This window comes from Pontibacter sp. E15-1 (assembly GCF_022601975.1).
In the GTDB taxonomy this organism is placed as follows: Bacteria; Bacteroidota; Bacteroidia; order Cytophagales; family Hymenobacteraceae; genus Pontibacter.
Genome location: NZ_JAKVIR010000001.1, coordinates 81,901 through 100,085 on the forward strand (window position 1 = coordinate 81,901; position 18,185 = coordinate 100,085).

Consider the following 18,185-nt stretch of genomic DNA (forward strand, 5'->3'; position numbering starts at 1 on the left):
AGATGGCCTTTTTATACTGAAGATGACTGGTGAGGTAGCTACAACTCGCATAAAACGGGTCGTGTAGGTTTTTTTTCTGTAATAAATAAATAAATTTTTGCCTCCCCCCCTGGTGGTTGATGTACATTGCTTAGAACCATTAAATAAGGCACGGTTTGTTTTCATACAGTGGTTTAGCTGCTGTGCCTGCAGGATTTTATTTAAAAATTATAAAACTATGAAGAAGGTCAGCAAAGAGATGCAAGCGTGCATCGACGCATGTTACCGCTCCGTTACAGCCGCCAAAGTCTGCTTAGACGTACATATGGGGGAGCCAGATATGAAAAAATGTCACCAGCTCTGCCTGGATGCCATTGATATGGCCACAGCCTGTGCCAGCATGTGCGCAGCTAGTTCCGACTACGTGAGACAGGTTGGCAAGCTGTGCGCCCAGGTGTGCAGCGATTGTGCAGATGCCTGTGCCAAGTTCGACAGTGAAGTGTGCCAGGAGTGTGCCAAGGCATGCCGCGACTGTGCCGATAAATGCGGCATGCTGGCGTAGGCGCCTTATAGTCTGATTAAGAGCGTGCTTAAAATTCATCTTTTGGGCTGCAAACTGTCCATCGAGGAATCTGACTTAACCTTTTTAGCGCCCCATAGCGTTGCTATTCGGCTCAAATAACGCTTCGCCAGAAACCTTCCTGAACGTTTTTTGCTTTCAAACACGCAAAGCATACCTGCTCTAAACATGAAAGACCTGGCAAACTGTGCCGGGTCTTTTCTGTAAACTTGTTTAGCCAAAATTAACGAAGCTTCATGTTACCCAAAGATTTAACCAGAGACATAAAGAACCGCCTGAAAAGTATAAGCGGGCAGGTAGACGGTATCACCAGAATGCTGGATGAGGACAAATCACCCAAAGCCATACTCCTGCAGCTGAAGTCGGTGGAGAGCGCACTGCAGAAAGCGCACCACCTGCTGCTGGACGAGGTGTACCGAAAGACACTAGCCATCCAGATCGTAAATGCGCGGAACTCCTGCCCGGGCGACTGCGGCAACGAAGACAAGATTGAGGCGCTCCGGCGACAGTTCCCCGACCTGAAACTGGAAGAACTGACGCTTAAGATGGAGGAGCTAGAGGAACTTACCCAGTGGCTGGAGAAGTACCTGAAAGAAGAAAAAAAAGTATAGGGTGCGCACTCCGCAGAGAAAAGAGCTCCTGGCGATCGTGCTATTGGCGTTCCCCCTTAACTTACTTTGGGAAAACCTGCATGCACCACTTTATGAGAATGTCCTCCTCTCCATGCAAAAGTTTATGCTACTATGCACGCTAGCTGATATCCTGATTACGCTGCTGATCTATGCTTTTGTTGGCCTCCTGCTGCAGGAACCGCGTTGGCTGAGCAAAATGAGCTGGCGGAAAGTGCTCCTTGCCTTGTCGGTGAGTATGGTAACGGCTGTCACCATGGAGAAAATCCCCTTGCTCCTTGGCTGGTGGGGCTATAGTGCCCGCATGCCACTGCTGCCATGGGTACAGGTAGGGCTCACACCGTTCCTGCAGATCAGCTTGTTGCCTCTGCTCACTTTATTGCTTGGCTCTTTTTTCTCTACTTTTGGAAAACGAGGCTAAATTCAATTTGCACACCCCCCTCCCCTAGGCCATAACTTTCGGCACAATCCCAACCTCGGATTATCGCGCATCACATAAAATTTAAAAACCAACCTTTATCAAGATGGCAACAGAAACAATTCAGCTGAAAGTCTCCGGGCTGATGTGCTCGTTCTGCACCATGAGCGTAGAGACTGCCTTAAAACGTTATGCAGGCATAAAGAGTGTGATGGTTAACCTGGTGCATGGCATTGTGCTGGTGGAGGCCGACACTGCGCAGATAACCAGAGAGCAGCTAACCGAAGCCGTAGAGCGGCTAGGTTACAGTGTGTCCAGCTCGGAGGTGCAGCAGTACAAGGCCGATGAAGATTTGTTTCAGGTCATTAAGCAGCGGGGCGCTATCGGCATGGCACTTTCCATCGTGGATCTGCTGATTGACCCGATCAATATTTTTGGCTTGCCAGCGCTATACAGAGCCTGGTTTAGTTTTGGAGTAGCGCTAACGGTGCTGTTGTGGGTGGGGTATCCCATCCTTCGCAAAACCATAATGGCCATTAGCCAGCGGGTGATCAATGCCAATGTGTTGCTATCGGCTGGCGCCTGGGGCTCATTCATCATAGGAACGCTCTCCTTGTTCAGTCCTGACTGGCCAAACTTCCTTCCCGTTGCCTCATGGCTCATGTCGCTGCACCTTTTCTTTGCCTACTTCAAGTTAAATACGCGCAAGAAAGCATCTGAGGCGGTGCGGAAGCTCCTGTCATTGCAACCTGCCCGGGCAAGGGTGCTGCGTGGAAACCAGTTTGTAGACGTACTGACCAAAGATGTTTTGATGGAGGAAGTGGTAGAGGTGCGGCCTGGTGAGCGGATATCACTTGACGGGGAAGTGATCCAGGGTATAGCCAGTGTCGATGAGTCCAGCTTTACCGGCGAATCTGTGCCTGTCACGAAGGAAAAGGGCAGCGCGGTGATAGGAGGCACACTGAATCTGGACGGAGCCTTGCAGGTAAGGGTATCCAAAACCGGGGAAGACAGCTTCCTGAGCCAGATTGTCAGGCTGATGAGTTCAATTTCCGAGCGTAAGCCGCCGATAGAACTACTCGCAGACCGCTTGATGAACTATTACGGGCCGGTGGTCTTTATCGTCGCCGGGCTGTCTTTCGCAGCATGGGCTATCTTCACGGGTAATTACACCCAGGCCACGTTGGCACTGATCACGACGATCATCATGGGCTACCCTTGTGCACTGGGTATCACAACGCCAATGCTGGCGGCCATTGCAGGAGGCAAAGGTATTTCGATTGGCCTTTTGGTGAAAGCGAGTGAGGTGTTTTATGGGCTCTCTACGGTAAACACAGTCATATTCGACAAAACCGGCACACTCACCTATGGGAAACCCACTGTAACAAATGTAGAGACCTTTGGCCAAGAGCGGCTTGAAGTGCTCTCTTTATTGGCGGCAGTGGAGAGTAAGTCAGAACACCCTATTGGACAATCTATTGCTTTTTATGCCCAGCGCGAAGGTGCAACCAGCCGCGAAGTAGAGAATTTCAGGGCTGTTGCCGGGAAAGGAGTGAAAGCGACCTATCTGGGCGACGAAATACTTGCCGGAAAACCTTCTTTTCTGCTTGAAAATGGCATGCGGCTGCCAGAACAAGTCATGAACCGGATTGTCAGTCTTAGTGCCGAAGGCAAGACGGTGATAGGCATTACGATGCGGGAAAGCATCATGTGTATTATTGCGCTCCAGGACACCCCTCGGCGAGGTGCAGCGCGGGCTGTTCAGAAGCTTAATCAGAATGGCATCCATACGGTAATGCTTACCGGTGACGCGCAGGCCGTTGCCAGCGCCGTTGCCCAGGAGATTGGTATCCGGGAAGTGAAAGCAGAACTGCTGCCAACCGATAAAGTGGCGGCCATCACTAGCCTTCAGCAGCAAGGCAGAAGAGTGGCCATGGTGGGAGACGGCATAAACGACGCCCCTGCCCTGGCCCAAGCTGACGTGGGCATTGCCATCGCAGCAGGAACTGACGTGGCAATTGAGTCGGCAGGAGTTATCCTGATAGGGGATAAGCTAATTGACGTGGTAAATGCCCTAACGCTAGGGAAAGCCAGCTACCGCACCATGACCGGGAACGTGATCGTGGCGGTGCTTTTTAACGTGGTGGGCATGCTGCTGGCAGCCTTCGGCCTTATTACTCCACTACTGGCCATTGCCGTGATGATCGTAAGTATATTTGCCATCCTGCTGAACACTCTTCGCATCCGCAGCATTAAACTGGAAAAAGCGGAGGAGACCAGTTCGGAGGCCTTGGCTGAGGCGGTGTACAAAATTCCCGACATGGTGTGCGAAGGCTGCGCAGGAGCCGTTGCTGCCTGCCTGAAAGAACTGCGTGGCGTAAAGCGTATAAAGCCGAAAGTAACCCGGAAAGAGGTATACATCAGCTATGAACCCGCAAAAGTGACACCGGAGCAATTGAAAAACGCCATTACCACCGCGGGGTTTACAGCCCTGGAGGCTTAGTCCATGTATAAAACTAACCAAAACCAGTTTGCAGATGAAATTAATAACGCAAGTGAGTTCTTTTAGTAGCAAAGTGGCGGTTGTGCCACTAGTATTGCTGGCTGTTATGCTTGGGGGTTGCTCAGACCCAGAGCAAGTGCCGGGCGCGGCAACGCAGGATCTTTCTGCCTCCAAACTTAAACGTACCACTATACCCATTGAGGGGATGACCTGCAATGCCTGCGTGGCCAGTGTCAAGAGCAAGCTTAAATCTTTAGAGGGCGTGCAGCAAATTGAGGTGAGCCTGCAGCACCGTAACGTGACCTTTAGCTACCAACCGTCCGAATTGACGCCAAGTCAGGTGCAGCAGGCGATAAATGAGATCGGGTACAAGGCCGGCACACCTATAGAGGAAGGAGCCAAGCAGTGACTTTAGAGGACTTCTTTGGCAGTTTCGGGTCGGGCCTATCTGAAGCCTCATTCCTAAGCCTGGGAATTGCGCTGTTGGCAGGTATAGTATCCAGCGGCGTTTGTCCGTGCACGCTCCCGGTAGGGCTTGGTATGGCAGGACTGGTGAGCAGTAACACGGATGCAAGAAACCAAGGCGGGTTGCTGATTGCGGTGGCGTTCTTCATGGGCATTCTGGTGAACCTCACGCTGTTGGGTGCGCTTGCCGGAAAGCTTGGCGTGATTCTGACAGAATCTTTTGGTCGCTATTGGGCCCTGCTGATGGTCTTCGTCTCTCTGATAGCCGCCATAGTCGCTTTCTATGGCCCTCGCCTGCAGGTTAGCCGCCTGGCATCGCTCCGAAAGCCGGGTATGGGAGGGGCCTTTATGTATGGCTTTATCTTTAGCCTGGGCACCTCTGCCGCGCCGCTTTTGCTGCTGCTTTCCGTTGCGGCAGCCACCGCCGACCCGTACTACGGCTTATTGCTGGCATTTTTCTTCGGCTTGGGCAGGGGGCTTCCATTTCTATTGGTGGGCCTTTTTGCCGGGGCTGTGTCTCGGTTGGCGCGGCTATCCTGGCTTAGGCGCATCATTCAGGTTGTCAGCGGCTGTGCGCTGCTCTTTGTGGGGTTCTACTACGGCAAAGTTTTCCTCGATCTGATGCCTTAGGCGTTAAGTCTGCCTGTGTTTATTGATACGGGAGCGTATTTGGAGCCCAAAGCCCCAGGAATAAATCCCGCGCCTTAGCGCAAAAGCTTGTTGTCTAAAATAAGAGTCTAGTTGAGTCACCTTGTTTGCTTCCCCCCCACCCCACTGTTGTATCTTTGTATTACCCTTGCAAGGAATCAGATGTTAAACTAAAAGATAATAAGGTATGAAACGCAAAGTAGAAATTTTCACGGCTGGTTGCCCTGTGTGTGAGCCAGTTGTACAAATGGTAAAAGACCTGACATGCGACAGCTGCGATGTCACCGTTTATAACATGGCAGAAATGTGCGACGATAAGTCCTGCCTGGCCAAAGCGAAAGCGTATGGCGTAGTTAGAATGCCAGCCGTTGCCGTGGACGGCAAGCTGCTGAACTGCTGTCAGAATAACGCGATAACAAAAGAAGAGCTGATCAGCGCTGGCATTGGTCAGAACTAGCAGAAGTTAATTTAAAAAAGCACGGCAACGCTCCCATTGTGTGGGAGCGCTGCCGTGCTTTTAAGGACTACCTGCAAAGTAGTAGGTGCTGTATCCAGAAAATCCCCACGCTTACAGGCGGTTGAGTTCTTTAATTGCCACTACTGCGCGTTATACATTGCCGAAGCGTTCTGTTACCTGCACCGCTACTTGCAGCCCCCTCCGACACCTCCGCGAAAAACATTAAATCAGTGCGCTGCGACTCCGCCCATGTGTGCTTGACTATCAGTGGACCGACAGTGCCCCACCATAGGTGAATGGTCCTATTCCTGACCGCGCTGGCGGTCAGCCTCTTCACTGAAGAGAGCAGGCAACGCGTGACTCAACTGAGGCTGGAGCTTTGCGAACAGTTCAGCACGTAATCCTCAAATGAGATCAGTTTTTATGAGCTTTTTTGCCTTCTCAGTATTTTTACAATGCGGCTGTATATAATTTCTGATAAATTCCAGTTGTATCCATCAAAATCTGTGGTGTTTGTAAATTGAATCACAACTGTGTCGATGTCTTTGTGGTATTTTGCGATACTCTGATAGCCGGGAACCAGACCCGTATGCTCGTACACATAGATGGAGGTATAAATATCCTGTTCCCCCTCCTCAAATAAAGAGCCATCGTTTAATGCCCTCAGGAATGTACCCACATCGGCTGCGGTAGCCAGCATTCCCTGGTCCTCAGTTTTTAAATCGCTTTCATAGCCAACGTAATAGCCACTCATCACATCGTCTATATCCACATCACGAATGGACCCGAAGGTGTTTTTTAGTCCGAGAGGGGTCAATATTTCCTCCTTGATGTATTGGAATTTGCTATAGCCCACAACCTTTTCAATGAGTTCTGAAATCAACAAATAATTCGTGTTTGAATACGCATAGTCTTCACCTGGTTCAAAGTCAGCCGGCGAGTCCAGGATTAATTCAAGCGCTTCTTTGCTGCTTTTTGGTGGGTCAATCCAAAAGTTTGGGGTGTCCGTAAAATTAGGGATGCCACTCCGATGCTGCACCATCATTCTTAAGGAAATCTTATCCGCATTTTGAATTCGTCCGACAAGCTCTGGAAAATAATCGGCAAGCGTTTTATCCAAAGACAGGCGTTTGTCATTTACCAATTTGGTGATAGCAACAGCATCATATAACTTGCTGATACTGGCAATTTTGAACAATGAATGAGGATCGGCGGGTATCTTTTTCTCCCTGTTTTTCCATCCAGCAGCGTAAAAGGCTGGTTCCTTCCTTCCTTGATCTACATAGACAATAATCCCATCAAACCCATGATCAATTGCTTCATTTACTTGTTCCTGAACTGTGTCAGGTAGTGGTACTATCCAAGCCCATACCAAAACCCATGGCACGAAGAACAAGGAGCCTATGCTTGCAAGAATAAATACTATTCTGAGAATTCGTTTTGTTTGTTTCTTCATCATACTATTTCAGGACGGCGCACTTGCATTAAATTGCTCATAACATTTCGGATATGAATAGCAGCCGATTTGGAACACAAATTTTTTCGGATAAAAACAGACCATATTTGTATTTGCCTACTACTCGACCAATTTAATTACCAGAGTTAGCGTTTGTTTTTAGCTGAATAGAACCGGATTTTATGCCTTATTTCTAATTCTTAATTTCTAATTTGGCAAAGCACTACTTTAGTTATAGCGATTAAACCGCTATCATTTTTATCCTTAGTCAGGCTTCTGGCATTTTTCGCAGGTTGTATTTAATAGCTGTAATTTTTAGTTTTAACCACGTCCAATTATGATTCTCTAATTTCCATTCCGCTTTCAATTCCACAGGAATTTTTATACCATTCCGCTCTTCGGTTTTGTTTGCGGTAACCGTCCATTCCGTAGCTTCGGTATCATTTGCATCTTTATATCGCATTGCCACGAATTTTTTAAAATTGCCGGTTTCGTCAAAGTGGAAAACACCTGAACCTTTTGTTCCTCTATATTCCATTGTTGCTTTGGCGGAATATTCATCAATTGTTTCCCAAGAGATATAATGGCTTAAAGCCGAAGAAGGAAACCATACTATTTCGGCTAAATATCGCTGCAATGTTGCTTGATTTACCTTTTGATTGTTTTTAGCATTTGCAATCGGGAAGAGCGAAAACAGCTTTATTGTCATTTCTCCTTGCCCATTTTCAAATTTGTCTCTCCCGACCACATCTAACAATGGATTCATTTTTAGATTTACAGACCAATTAAAAGCAGGCGGTTCAATTGTGAAATACTGTTTAGCTTTGGCGTTGCTCCAATCTTTTTGCTCCGGTTTCATCAACATTTGTAAGTCTTGCTCTATATAAATATTGCAAACCGCTTCTTTACCAATTGTTCCGCTATTCAATAACCATTTCTGCACTACTGCCGGTAAGCCCGAAATCATTTTCTCCGTGAGGATGTACGTCTCTATCGTGTTTGAATTCTCAAACATTTTTGCTGTTTCATCACTCACTTTGCTCTTAAAGCGGAAAGTTAAATACGCGAGTACTATTGAAACGAAAATAATCAAATTTACAATTGTCCCGAATTTGGCATCACTCCAATAGTTTAGGATTAAAAACTGTGAAATAATAACGCCCACACTTCCGATTTTCCACCAATAGTGAGACTGGATTGACAAAAGAAATACGACAACAGCAAACAAGATAAAAGTCAACAACCATATTATTCCAAACGGTTTGGAAATCGGTTCAGAAATGGCATTAAACTCCGATAAACCAAATGCTTTTAGAAACCCGAACAAATGGATAATTCCGTGTAATCCAATTACTGTTATGAAAGCTATTCGCATTGTTCCTTTTGCTTGAGGCCGCCTAGGGTATAAGCGGAAGGCTATTCGGCTTATCTGCAGAATGCGTGGAGTAGAGTTGGCAGGTTAGCTTCGAGCTTCTGTACCTTTTGCAAACAAACCTTAGATCGCCCATTCCAGATCACTAAAGCATCTCCTGCATATGCTTTTTGATATTGGCATCCGCATATATTTTCTGAACCATAGCTCCATACAACTCCGCAAAGCGCTCGTTTTTAGCAAGATCACCAAAAAGAGACTGCTGTTTGATAAAGGCCAGCGGGTCTGTTATGGTCTGTTTCGCCGCTTCGTAAAGCTCGGTACTCAGGGCATCGATAATTTCGAGGGGCTGTCCATTTTTATCGGTTTGCTTATCACTGTAGTAGCACCAGGCAGCCATGACCAATGTTGCATACTCAATGCTTTTATCTGCGGCTAAATTTTCCTGAAGGGTCGCGATCAAAAATTTGGGCAACTTGGCAGAACTTTCCGAACAAATGCGGCTAACGCTGTCCTTTATGTTAGGATTGGCAAAGCGCGCCTCCAGACTGTCTTTGTATGCTGTCAGATCAATCCCTTTCACCTCATCCAAGACCGGGGTGGCCTCTTTATCCATAAACGCTCTCAGGTAAGTAACGAACGTTTTGTCTTCCATACAGGCATTAATGGTTTTGTGCCCGTGTAGCGCGCCCAAAATACCCAACACAGAATGGCCCGCGTTAAGCAGCCGGAGTTTCATTTTCTCATAGGGCTTCACATCGGGAACAAACTGCACCCCTACCTTTTCGAATTCGGGTCGCCCATCGGAAAATTTGTCCTCCACGACCCATTGTATGAATGGCTCACAGGTTACCGGCCACGCGTCCTCTATTCCGTATGTTTCCGCTACGTAAGCTATATCCGCTTGGGTGGTGACAGGCGTTATGCGGTCAACCATACTATTCGGGAAACATACCTCTCGTTCAATCCAGGTAGCCAATGCTGCATTCTGTTCCTTTGCAAATGATAATAACATAGCACGCGTTACATCGCCGTTGTGCTGAATATTATCGCAAGACAATACGGTGAATGCCTTTAGCCCTGCATCACGCCGTTTCTTTAGAGCGGCCGTTAAAAACCCATATACCGTTTTAGGGCTGTCAGGATTTTTTAAATCGTGTTGAGTATCAGGGTTCCCGAAGTCAAATTCCCCTGTCGAAGGGTTGAAATTATAGCCTCCTTCGGTAATGGTGAGCGAAACGATTTTGGTAGCAGAGTCGGCCATACGCGCTATGACGAACATAGGATCATCCACCCCCAGCAAGAAATCGGTAATCGAGCCTATAATCTGTGGCGCTATCGTTCCATCAGGGTGCTTCACGATAAGGGTATAAAGACCGTCTTGCATTTTAAGAACGTCGTGCATTTTTCTATCGCCTTCGCGCAACCCTATACCGCAGATGCCCCATGCAGGAGCATTCAATTTTTCCTGAAGCTTATGGGTATAAAACGCCTGGTGCGCCCGGTGAAAACCGCCGACACCAATATGCACCATACCTGCCTTTAGCTCATTTCTGGGGTAAGCAGGACATGGAATGCGGGCGGCAATTTGGTTCAGATTCTGTTGATTTAGTTGCAACGTGTTTTCCATAGTAATTATGCTTTTTTGTGTTTTCCCCGTTGCAGAACCCAATAGGCAGCAACGAAATAGACAATCGTACAGATAAAGGCGTACCGGTAAAATTGCTCACGATTTTGCAAGTACATGTTTTCATCAGAACTGCCAAATAGTACTATACTGGCCAATACTAAAATGATGATAAGCGCCATAATCGAGATGCTTTTAAGCACCCGTGAGAAAAGGGAGTGATCTTTTATATGCTTGTCCTCTAGTTTGGCTTTTTGCTCTTGAAACCTGGCGATATTTTCGTTCCGCATTGATTCCTGTTCCTCGGCTATAGGGTATTCTTTTTTAGCACCATAGCGTGCTGCCAGGAATGTATAGACAAGGATGGTGAAAACCCAGGTGGGGATAAACAAATAAAAGAAAGACATCGCATTAAGCGCGTTCAACCCAAACCCGAATATCAAGCCCAAAGCCCATGAAGCCACAGCGGGTGTGTTAAACGTCAATTCGCGGTAAGTCGCCCAATAACGGGTATACCCTATTCTGGGGAAAATTTGATGCTCGGCGAAGACAATCGCGCCTACAGGAACCACTATCAGGCCGGCATACGTCAACAGGGGCAGTATTTGGGAAAACACGAACGGGAAACATGCTATCGCTATTGTGACCAACCCAACCGTGAGGGTAGTTTTCATGCGCGAGTGGTTGTAGAAGATGGCCTGCGCAGCTAATCCTGCCCTATAAAGGTTCGTAATGGCTGTGGTCCAGCCCGCTACGATCACGATCACAAATCCAGACCAGCCCAGGGCATAGTAGGCAACGTCGCCTGGATCGAGTTCCACTATGGATTTCCCTAGTATTACGGCAGCCCCGGCTCCCATAATACCCGCTGCAATCCAGGCGACATAGTGCCCGAACATCATTCCGGTACTTGTGGCCAGCCCGTAAATCTTCTTTTTCGCGAAACGCAAAAGCGCCATGTCTATAAGGCCGAAGTGCGTAATGGTGTTGGCGGCCCAGGCGAAACCGATCACCTCAACTAACCCGATGCCCGGTTGGCCGTTACTGTCGATCCCTGTCCATATGGATTGATCGCCCAACGCTATAAAATCATTCCATCCGGCTGGCAATGGCTTGCCTAAAACTGCCAGGGATAGTGCGGGCAAAAGCACCATAGCCCCGCTGGTAAACATGGCGAACAACCAGGGAGCACAGATTCCGGAAAATTCAGAAACGGCATTAAACCCATAAATCGCGATAGAAACTACCACTACACCGACACCAAATACAATCAAAACAAACCAAAGATTTGTGGGGTACCAGTTTAGTTGGGCAGGTATGTCAAATGCAAAACGAACCGCCGTGGCCGATACCGTGATCATGGCAGCGGATATGACTGAAAAGATGACAACATTCGCCCAGTTGTAAAGCTTGGTCATCGAGTCGCCGGCGATCTTATTGAGATAGGTATAGAGGCTAAGCCGTGTGTCGACTGCAATAGGTGACGTAATCAGTGTCCAGCTGAGGACGGCCAGGACATTGCCAATCAGTAACCCCAACAAAATATCCATTGTCTTGGCACCCAGCGCGACAAATGTCGCCCCAATAACAAACTCGGTCGCGGCGACATGCTCGGCAGCATACAGTCCTGCAAAATGAGTCCAATCATGCAACTTATACTTGGCAATTGGCAATTGTTCTTCGTCAAGGTCTTCAAGTTGTTGAAAATCGTTGGTCGTTTTCATATTTTAACCTGGCGTTGGAAGTTAAATTCTTATAAAGTTTTGATGTAAGAGCTGCGCTTAATTTTGAAAACGTAATGATTTGATGCACCACGAAGTCTTATTTACAGGGCGAACGAGGCGCAGACGAGGTATGGCTTATATAAAAGAGCTTGTGTGCGCCTAGCAGGAGCACCTGATACTGAAGGTATTAAATTATTCAAGAGGGTACAAGTCTCTTTACGGGTAAGCTGGTAAAGCATGCTAGCTAACAGCAAGGTGGTTCGCCTGGTGCCGCTAGAAAACGAGCCGTATGCGCTTCGGAGGTATGGCTGGTGAAAGGGGCGGCTAAGCTTTCGTGAACCGCCGTATACGCAACCCATACGTATGGTGGTGCGAGCGGCGCACCCTAGCAGCTAACGCTGGCGGGGTATTCTACTCGGTTGTGCCTTCACTTTTGACGTTGCCTGGTTGGTGTTTTTTTATATTGTTTGGCTTGTAAAGGCATTCTTTTACTTCTGTATAATCTTCCTTTTTATCTGCAAGCACCATTAACGTATCGTTTGCTTTAATTTCGGTAGAACCACCTGGGCGAATGTATTCTTTATCACGCTTTATCATGATAATAAATGCGGATTTTGGAAAATTCAAATCAACAATTCTTTTGTTTACGGCAAAAAAGTCGGGCAAAATCTTAAATTCTTGCAGAGAAGATTTTGGCAGATCTAAAATGAATTTATCTATTTCGGTAATCTTTTTTAGTTTTTCAGGCAGGGCCACTTTTAGCCATTTTGCAAAGATTGACAACGTTGTCCCCTGAATTAGGATTGATGTTACTGAAATAAAAAATACGATATTGAAAATCATATTTGCTTTTTCAATTCCCGCCAAGAGTGGGTACGTGGCAAATACAATCGGAACAGCACCACGTAACCCCACCCAGGAAATATACAACCGTCTTCTTAGTTTCATTTTGAAAAAGATCAAGCTGAGAAAAACGCTTATAGGGCGAGCAACTAAGATCAGGAACAACGAAATAAGCAGTCCAATGCCGATATATGGAATTATTTGGGATGGGAAAACTAGTAGGCCTAGCGTAAGGAACAAGACAATTTGCATCAGCCAAGCCAAACCATCATACATTTTCAAAATGGTTTTCTTGTGTATAAGGTCCTGATTTCCTAAGTACACCGCACAAATGTATATGGCAAGAAAGCCGTTGCCACCGAAAAAATCAGTAGTCGAAAATGTGATGAACATCAGCGCAATAACCAAAACAGGGTATAACCCCTCAAAGTCAAGTTTGATTTTGTTGATGATGTATTTACTAAGAATTCCGAATACAAAGCCTGCAATGGCCCCCAAAATCATTTGCTGAAAAAATAAGGGGACAATGGAAACAATGCTTCGATCTTGGTTGATTACTAAAGTCAAAAAGGCAATAGTTAGCACATAGGCCATTGGATCGTTACTTCCACTTTCTAACTCTAATGTCGGTCTCAGATTTGTTTTCAGTGAGAGGCTCTTTGAACGCAAAATTGAGAACACGGCGGCTGCGTCAGTAGATGAAACGATTGCGCCTAAAAGCATACTTTCATAAATGGTAAAATCGGTAATAAACCAAACAAATGTCCCGAGTGAAAGGGCTGTCAGTAAAACGCCTAAGGTTGATAGAACAAGTCCTTCTTTGAGAATGGGTTTTATGGACTTCCAATCGGTATCGAGCCCCCCTGAAAACAAAATAAAGTTTAGTGAAACAACACCGATGAGTTGGGCTATTTTTGGGTCATCAAAGTGGATGCCGCCTATACCATCAGAACCTGCCAACATTCCGATAGCCAAAAAGAGTATTAAAGTCGGTACTCCAAATTTATAAGTTGTCTTACCTACGATAATGCTAATAAAAAGCAAGATAGAGCCAACTAATAGTATGTTTTCAATCGTTAAATCCATTCTTTATTTTTATATAAAAAAACTATTTATTGTTAAGAAACCCGTCAAATAGTTCTATTGTTTTTTCTGTGTTATCAACCATACCATATTAATTTAAAGTGGGGGCGGGCAGCATGGCAGCAAACGTACTTGGCTTTGCCGTGGTGTAGCTATAATAAAGATGTGGTTGTAGCAAGTTTTATTGTTTCACTTCAATTTCCACAGCTACTGTCTCCTTGTTCTTTAGTTTGGGGACCAAAGCATGGTAGGTAATAAGAAATAAAAGTAAAATAGCGAAGAATGGTTGTATTCTTTTCATAAGTATGGGTTAGGTATTTATAATGACAAACATAAAATTCTAACAGCTAAACTTATACAATAGCTGTCCTACTTATGACCCTGTCTTTCCTTGTTGGTTGCAAGGTTGTGTATTCCTTACCCATGTATAATTTTAGATAAGTTACACCTCATTGCAAACAGGAGTATTCTGTTCCTTCTGTCTGCACTATGTATGGAGGTAGCACGCGTAATTAAATCACATACAACTGCCTGAGTTAATAGCATGTTTGAATTTGTGATAGGGTAAAAAAGAGCGAGTCAATCCGTAAGTTAAATGTGACGAAAAATTCAAGTTTATGGAATCTCAGTATGAGAGACTTACTGACCCGCAATGGGCAGTGGTGAAGGCATCGCTGTCTGTAGAAAGGAAACGCAAACACTACTTGCGGGTTATAGGCAACGCTATTTTTTACATGCTCCGGGTGGGCGGGCAGTGGCCCCAAAGGGTACCTGCACCGCATGGAGACGACACTGGCCGATGTGGCCTACGAGAAGGTGTTCATGGAGTGGGTGGGCGAGAACCTGCTGGGCGTGGAGCTGGAGATCCGTTCCAAGCAGCCAGGCGCCGCGGGCTTTGTGCCGGTCAGATGGCGGTGGGTCACCGAGCGGGCTTTCGGCATGTTCAGCTTCTTCCGCAGGCTCGGCAAGGACCACGAAAAACGCCTGAAAGTGCCCAAAACTGGGCCTTGTGGCACAACTGCCGGGTGATATTAAACCGAACTGACTGAAAAACAGAAAGTTAAAATTTAAGCATACTCTAAAAGGCTGCGCATACTTGATGACGTAAAGTTTGCCGGCTGCCCTGTGGTTGCGACCTGTAGAAAACAAGGAAATTATTCAGCCCTGCCTATACATACCCGGCGGGCAAAGCACTAAAAAAACCAGGCCCGAACACTTTGGAACGGGCCTGGATGTGGAATTTACATAGAGATGCTAAATGCGCATGCATACTTGCCTTGCGGCACGTCAGGCGTTTTGATCACCAGCCCCTCGCTGGTCTGTTTCCAGTCTACTTTTGCGGAGGAGCCCAGCATTTTCACCTGCTTGATTTTGCTTCCTGCCAGGTACTTGCTCTTGCTGCCAAACGAGGTGATCTTGTACGAACCGTCTTTGCTGAAGTCCATGGCAATGGCGTAAACAGTATCGCCTTTTTTGGTGAACCGGAAGTCATCGCTGGTCAGCTCCTTGTTTTTGCCCTCTGTATGATGGCCAGTGGCCACCTCTGTTGGGCCCTCCCCGAAGATTACCCACGGTCGGGTGCCATAGATGGCCGCCCCGTTCGTTTTTAGCCAGTTGCCAATCTCCTTCAGAACAAGCTTCTGATCCTCAGGTATGGTGCCGTCAGCTTTCGGGCCCACGTTCAGCAGCAGGTTACCGTTTTTGCTCACGATGTCGATCAGGTCGTCCACGATGGTGTTCGGCGTTTTGGAGTCCCAGTTGGTAACGTGGCTCCAGGAGTTCTTCCCGATGGACGTGTCTGTCTGCCAAGGGTACGCGTTGATGTCAGACATCTTTCCTCTTTCAAGGTCCAGCACGTTGGTGCCCGGAGGGTATGACTCGAAACCGCCGAAGTTTTTGTTCTGCAGCACCACTTCCTTGCCCCACTCCAGGCCTTTGTTGTAGTAATAAGCCGCCAGTTTAGGGTGGTATGGCCGATACTCTGCTCTATCGAGCACAAAATCAAACCAGAGGATGTCCGGCTGGTAGTTGTCGATGATGTCTTTCGTTCTGGCCCACCACATCTCCAGGAACTGGCTGTCGGCGGGGGTATACGGCACGTGCGCCCTTCCATACAAATCAGCGTACGCGGGGTCTGAGGTGTCAAACTCAGGCTTGTGGTTAAAGTAGTCCCAGTTAAAGGCCAGGTGCGAAGAGGCACCGACTTTCAGGCCCTTTTTCTTCCCTGCCTTCACCAGCTCGCCCAAAACGTCTCGCTTGGGGCCCATGTCCTTCGCGTTCCAGCGGGTTACCTTCGAGGCATACATGGCAAAAGAGTCGTGGTGCTCTGCCACGGGCACGATATACTTCGCACCGGCATCCTGAAAGATGCGCACCCACTCGTCGGGGTTAAACTTCTCGGCCTTGAACATGGGTATAAAGTCTTTATACCCGAATTTGCCTGGCTGGCCATGCTTCTCCACATGGTACTTGTAAATGCCGGATGGCTCTTTCTGCATCACCTTGCCGTCGCCGCCCCATACCACCGAATCCTGGTACATGTTGCGCGGGTACCACTCACTTCCGTAAGCCGGCACACTGTACGGCCCCCAATGGATGAATATCCCGAGCTTCGCGTCTCGGAACCACTCCGGCGTTTCGTATTTCCGCAGCGAGTCCCAGTCGGGGGTATAGCTGGCTGCTGCTTTATCTGGCTTGCTTGCAGCGTTCTTCGTGCTGCCTTGCGCTATGATGATGTATGCTCCCATCGCCAGGAATAGCGCCAGGATCACACCGATGTATTTTGGCTTCATTTTCTTTCTTTATGATTAAAATCTCTCTACTTCCACTCCTAAATGGCCTCTTGCCGGACTCCTGTGTAGCGCAGCCCGGCAAGAGGCCCCTCACTCAGGACTCATTTTCGTAAATCATGATCTCGTCCAGGTACATGATGTATGGGCTTCCGTCATTTGATCCGATCATCTGGTAATGCAGTTTGAAATCGGCCCATCCCTCGGTGGTCGTGTTCAGGACCTGCCGCTTGGTGTGCCACTGGCCATCCAGCTCGGACCCGCAGCAGTTGCCGTTCCACATCTTCAGCGCATCCGACCAGGCGGCCCCGGGCTGCAGCCTGAACGTCCACTCGCCGCCAGCCCAGTTCCCGACAAATTTGTAGCTATACTCCAACACGTAGGTCTTGCCCGCCTCCAGGGCCGTCGGCACGACAGCGGATTGCAGCACATAGTTGTTTTGAGGGCTATTGGGCGCTGTCATTTTCAGGCTGTAGGCTCCCTTAAATGCGTTCTGGGTGGACAGTACAACGACTACTCCCGCAGGGTTTCCCCCTGTGGGGCCAGCCCAGTTAGGGCCAAGCGTGCCGCTCTCGAAAGTGCCGTATGGGAAGAGGTTCTTCTTGAAAACCGCCACTTCCATCGGGCCGAAGTCATCGATCGTGTATCCGTCTGTGGAGGAGATGGCCCCGTCAGTATAGGCAAGGGTGGCCTTCTGGCTGTTCTTGATGTTTGCGGAAGGGGTTATGTTGAGGATACTGGCGTCGTTTGCGTCCACGGCCACCTTTGCGAGGGCAGCAGGCTGGCCATCTACCTGAAGCGACAAGGCGCTGGCGGCATTTGCCAGCGTGCCCGCATCCACCTCTCTGCTAAAGAACACCTGCACCACGCCACCTTCGGTCTCGGCCACCTTGATGATCGCTACGGGTTCGGTGGATGGGATCACCTCCACAAAACCCTTTAGCAACACGGTGTCCGGCCGCCCGAACGGGCTCAGGCGAGACGTGATCAGCTGCACGTCGTAGGTGCCCAGCTTCTTGTAGAGCACGGCCACGGTGCTATCGCCCGGTGCGGTTCCGGCTGCCTCCGGCGATCCGCCCGAAAACTTCCATACCCGTGTGTCCGGTTTGCCCGTGCTGGCATCTTTGTAGTACACTAGGTTACCCGCCTCAATCGTGATTTTGCCGGTAGCCGGGTTGTACGCGCCGCTTTCGGCACCCGCCTTCGAGGTGGTATACCCGATGTTGGTGGTGATGGTATCCAGCACCGTGATGCTGAAGGTGGTGTCCAGCACAGTTTCTGAGCCGGCAAACGTAGCTTTGAGACGGACCTTCTGAATGCCTGTTTTGTTGAACTTGACATGTATGACATCCTTAACCGAAGTGGTGTCGTTGTTGTCGTTCATCACCTCGGCTCCTTCCGGCAGGCTCCACCTTCTCTCTTTCACACCCTGCGACAGGTCAGCGAAAGAGCTGAAGTCGCCTACCTGCAAGGTGGCCTTGCTGCGCGACACCACAGGGTCGGCAAAACTGCCGCCCGGCACTTCGTATTCTTTCTCGCAGGCATTTATACCCATTGCCAGTAACAGGAGCGCCGCTATTTTATATAGGTTATTTTTCATATTCTTCAACGT

The 18,185-nt window shown here is 48.1% G+C and carries 15 protein-coding genes; 8 read left to right on the top strand and 7 right to left on the bottom strand.

Features of this window, described 5'->3' with window-relative positions; all coding sequences use genetic code 11:
- Nucleotides 1-319: 319 nt before the first annotated feature.
- The 7 genes from MKJ04_RS00330 (at nucleotide 320) to MKJ04_RS00360 (ending at nucleotide 5,679) form a co-directional block, all read left to right on the top strand.
- Nucleotides 320-541 carry a four-helix bundle copper-binding protein gene (locus MKJ04_RS00330; RefSeq protein WP_241638174.1) on the top strand — a complete coding sequence of 74 codons (222 nt, stop codon included), beginning with the start codon at nucleotides 320-322 and terminating at the stop codon, nucleotides 539-541.
- A 254-nt stretch (nucleotides 542-795) separates the two neighbouring features.
- On the top strand, nucleotides 796-1,170 hold the full coding sequence (locus tag MKJ04_RS00335; RefSeq protein ID WP_241638175.1) for a metal-sensitive transcriptional regulator: 375 nt from the start codon (nucleotides 796-798) through the stop codon (nucleotides 1,168-1,170).
- A 124-nt stretch (nucleotides 1,171-1,294) separates the two neighbouring features.
- Nucleotides 1,295-1,609 carry a hypothetical protein gene (locus tag MKJ04_RS00340; RefSeq protein WP_241638177.1) on the top strand — a complete coding sequence of 105 codons (315 nt, stop codon included), beginning with the start codon at nucleotides 1,295-1,297 and terminating at the stop codon, nucleotides 1,607-1,609.
- Between the two features lie 103 nt (nucleotides 1,610-1,712).
- Entirely contained in the window at nucleotides 1,713-4,109 is a 2,397-nt protein-coding gene (locus MKJ04_RS00345) for a heavy metal translocating P-type ATPase (RefSeq protein ID WP_241638179.1), read from the top strand.
- A gap of 34 nt (nucleotides 4,110-4,143) precedes the next feature.
- Nucleotides 4,144-4,518 (top strand): heavy-metal-associated domain-containing protein, encoded by a 375-nt coding sequence (locus MKJ04_RS00350; RefSeq protein WP_241638181.1) that lies wholly within the window; start codon nucleotides 4,144-4,146, stop codon nucleotides 4,516-4,518.
- Nucleotides 4,515-5,204: a cytochrome c biogenesis CcdA family protein gene (locus MKJ04_RS00355; protein ID WP_241638183.1), complete on the top strand. Its 690-nt coding sequence runs from the start codon at nucleotides 4,515-4,517 to the stop codon at nucleotides 5,202-5,204. Before MKJ04_RS00350 ends, MKJ04_RS00355 begins: the two co-directional genes overlap by 4 nt.
- 205 nt (nucleotides 5,205-5,409) lie before the next feature.
- Complete coding sequence (locus tag MKJ04_RS00360; protein ID WP_241638185.1) at nucleotides 5,410-5,679, top strand: glutaredoxin; 270 nt, start codon at nucleotides 5,410-5,412, stop codon at nucleotides 5,677-5,679.
- A 421-nt stretch (nucleotides 5,680-6,100) separates the two neighbouring features.
- Here MKJ04_RS00360 and MKJ04_RS00365 read toward each other — a convergent pair whose 3' ends face one another.
- From MKJ04_RS00365 to MKJ04_RS00385, 5 genes are all read right to left on the bottom strand, one after another.
- Nucleotides 6,101-7,135, bottom strand: coding sequence for a serine hydrolase domain-containing protein (locus MKJ04_RS00365; RefSeq protein ID WP_410896803.1), 1,035 nt, complete (start codon nucleotides 7,133-7,135; stop codon nucleotides 6,101-6,103).
- A gap of 268 nt (nucleotides 7,136-7,403) precedes the next feature.
- Nucleotides 7,404-8,510, bottom strand: coding sequence for a DUF6920 family protein (locus MKJ04_RS00370; RefSeq protein ID WP_241638189.1), 1,107 nt, complete (start codon nucleotides 8,508-8,510; stop codon nucleotides 7,404-7,406).
- Between the two features lie 142 nt (nucleotides 8,511-8,652).
- Nucleotides 8,653-10,137 (bottom strand): mannitol dehydrogenase family protein, encoded by a 1,485-nt coding sequence (locus MKJ04_RS00375; RefSeq protein ID WP_241638191.1) that lies wholly within the window; start codon nucleotides 10,135-10,137, stop codon nucleotides 8,653-8,655.
- A gap of 5 nt (nucleotides 10,138-10,142) precedes the next feature.
- A complete protein-coding gene (locus MKJ04_RS00380; RefSeq protein WP_241638193.1) occupies nucleotides 10,143-11,858 on the bottom strand; it encodes a hypothetical protein in 1,716 nt (571 codons plus the stop codon).
- Between the two features lie 411 nt (nucleotides 11,859-12,269).
- A complete protein-coding gene (locus MKJ04_RS00385) occupies nucleotides 12,270-13,787 on the bottom strand; it encodes a potassium/proton antiporter (protein WP_241638195.1) in 1,518 nt (505 codons plus the stop codon).
- 777 nt (nucleotides 13,788-14,564) lie between these two features.
- On the opposite strand from MKJ04_RS00385, the gene MKJ04_RS00390 reads away from it, so the two are divergent.
- A complete protein-coding gene (locus MKJ04_RS00390; RefSeq protein WP_241638197.1) occupies nucleotides 14,565-14,813 on the top strand; it encodes a hypothetical protein in 249 nt (82 codons plus the stop codon).
- A 212-nt stretch (nucleotides 14,814-15,025) separates the two neighbouring features.
- On the opposite strand, the gene MKJ04_RS00395 is transcribed toward MKJ04_RS00390, so the two are convergent.
- Together MKJ04_RS00395 and MKJ04_RS00400 are read right to left on the bottom strand one after the other, a co-directional pair.
- A complete protein-coding gene (locus MKJ04_RS00395) occupies nucleotides 15,026-16,576 on the bottom strand; it encodes an alpha-L-fucosidase (protein WP_241638198.1) in 1,551 nt (516 codons plus the stop codon).
- A gap of 94 nt (nucleotides 16,577-16,670) precedes the next feature.
- Nucleotides 16,671-18,173 (bottom strand): hypothetical protein, encoded by a 1,503-nt coding sequence (locus tag MKJ04_RS00400; RefSeq protein ID WP_241638200.1) that lies wholly within the window; start codon nucleotides 18,171-18,173, stop codon nucleotides 16,671-16,673.
- Nucleotides 18,174-18,185 lie beyond the last annotated feature (12 nt).

What these genes read in the sequence shown, in the direction of transcription:
- MKJ04_RS00330 (WP_241638174.1), top strand. Translation starts at nt 320, where the DNA reads ATGAAAAAATGTCACCAGCTCTGCCTGGATGCCATTGATATGGCCACA.
- MKJ04_RS00335 (WP_241638175.1), top strand. Translation starts at nt 796, where the DNA reads ATGTTACCCAAAGATTTAACCAGAGACATAAAGAACCGCCTGAAAAGT.
- MKJ04_RS00340 (WP_241638177.1), top strand. Translation starts at nt 1,295, where the DNA reads ATGCTACTATGCACGCTAGCTGATATCCTGATTACGCTGCTGATCTAT.
- MKJ04_RS00345 (WP_241638179.1), top strand. Translation starts at nt 1,713, where the DNA reads ATGGCAACAGAAACAATTCAGCTGAAAGTCTCCGGGCTGATGTGCTCG.
- MKJ04_RS00350 (WP_241638181.1), top strand. Translation starts at nt 4,144, where the DNA reads ATGAAATTAATAACGCAAGTGAGTTCTTTTAGTAGCAAAGTGGCGGTT.
- MKJ04_RS00360 (WP_241638185.1), top strand. Translation starts at nt 5,410, where the DNA reads ATGAAACGCAAAGTAGAAATTTTCACGGCTGGTTGCCCTGTGTGTGAG.
- MKJ04_RS00365 (WP_410896803.1), bottom strand. Translation starts at nt 7,135, where the DNA reads ATGAAGAAACAAACAAAACGAATTCTCAGAATAGTATTTATTCTTGCA.
- MKJ04_RS00370 (WP_241638189.1), bottom strand. Translation starts at nt 8,510, where the DNA reads ATGCGAATAGCTTTCATAACAGTAATTGGATTACACGGAATTATCCAT.
- MKJ04_RS00375 (WP_241638191.1), bottom strand. Translation starts at nt 10,137, where the DNA reads ATGGAAAACACGTTGCAACTAAATCAACAGAATCTGAACCAAATTGCC.
- MKJ04_RS00380 (WP_241638193.1), bottom strand. Translation starts at nt 11,858, where the DNA reads ATGAAAACGACCAACGATTTTCAACAACTTGAAGACCTTGACGAAGAA.
- MKJ04_RS00385 (WP_241638195.1), bottom strand. Translation starts at nt 13,787, where the DNA reads ATGGATTTAACGATTGAAAACATACTATTAGTTGGCTCTATCTTGCTT.
- MKJ04_RS00390 (WP_241638197.1), top strand. Translation starts at nt 14,565, where the DNA reads ATGGAGACGACACTGGCCGATGTGGCCTACGAGAAGGTGTTCATGGAG.
- MKJ04_RS00395 (WP_241638198.1), bottom strand. Translation starts at nt 16,576, where the DNA reads ATGAAGCCAAAATACATCGGTGTGATCCTGGCGCTATTCCTGGCGATG.
- MKJ04_RS00400 (WP_241638200.1), bottom strand. Translation starts at nt 18,173, where the DNA reads ATGAAAAATAACCTATATAAAATAGCGGCGCTCCTGTTACTGGCAATG.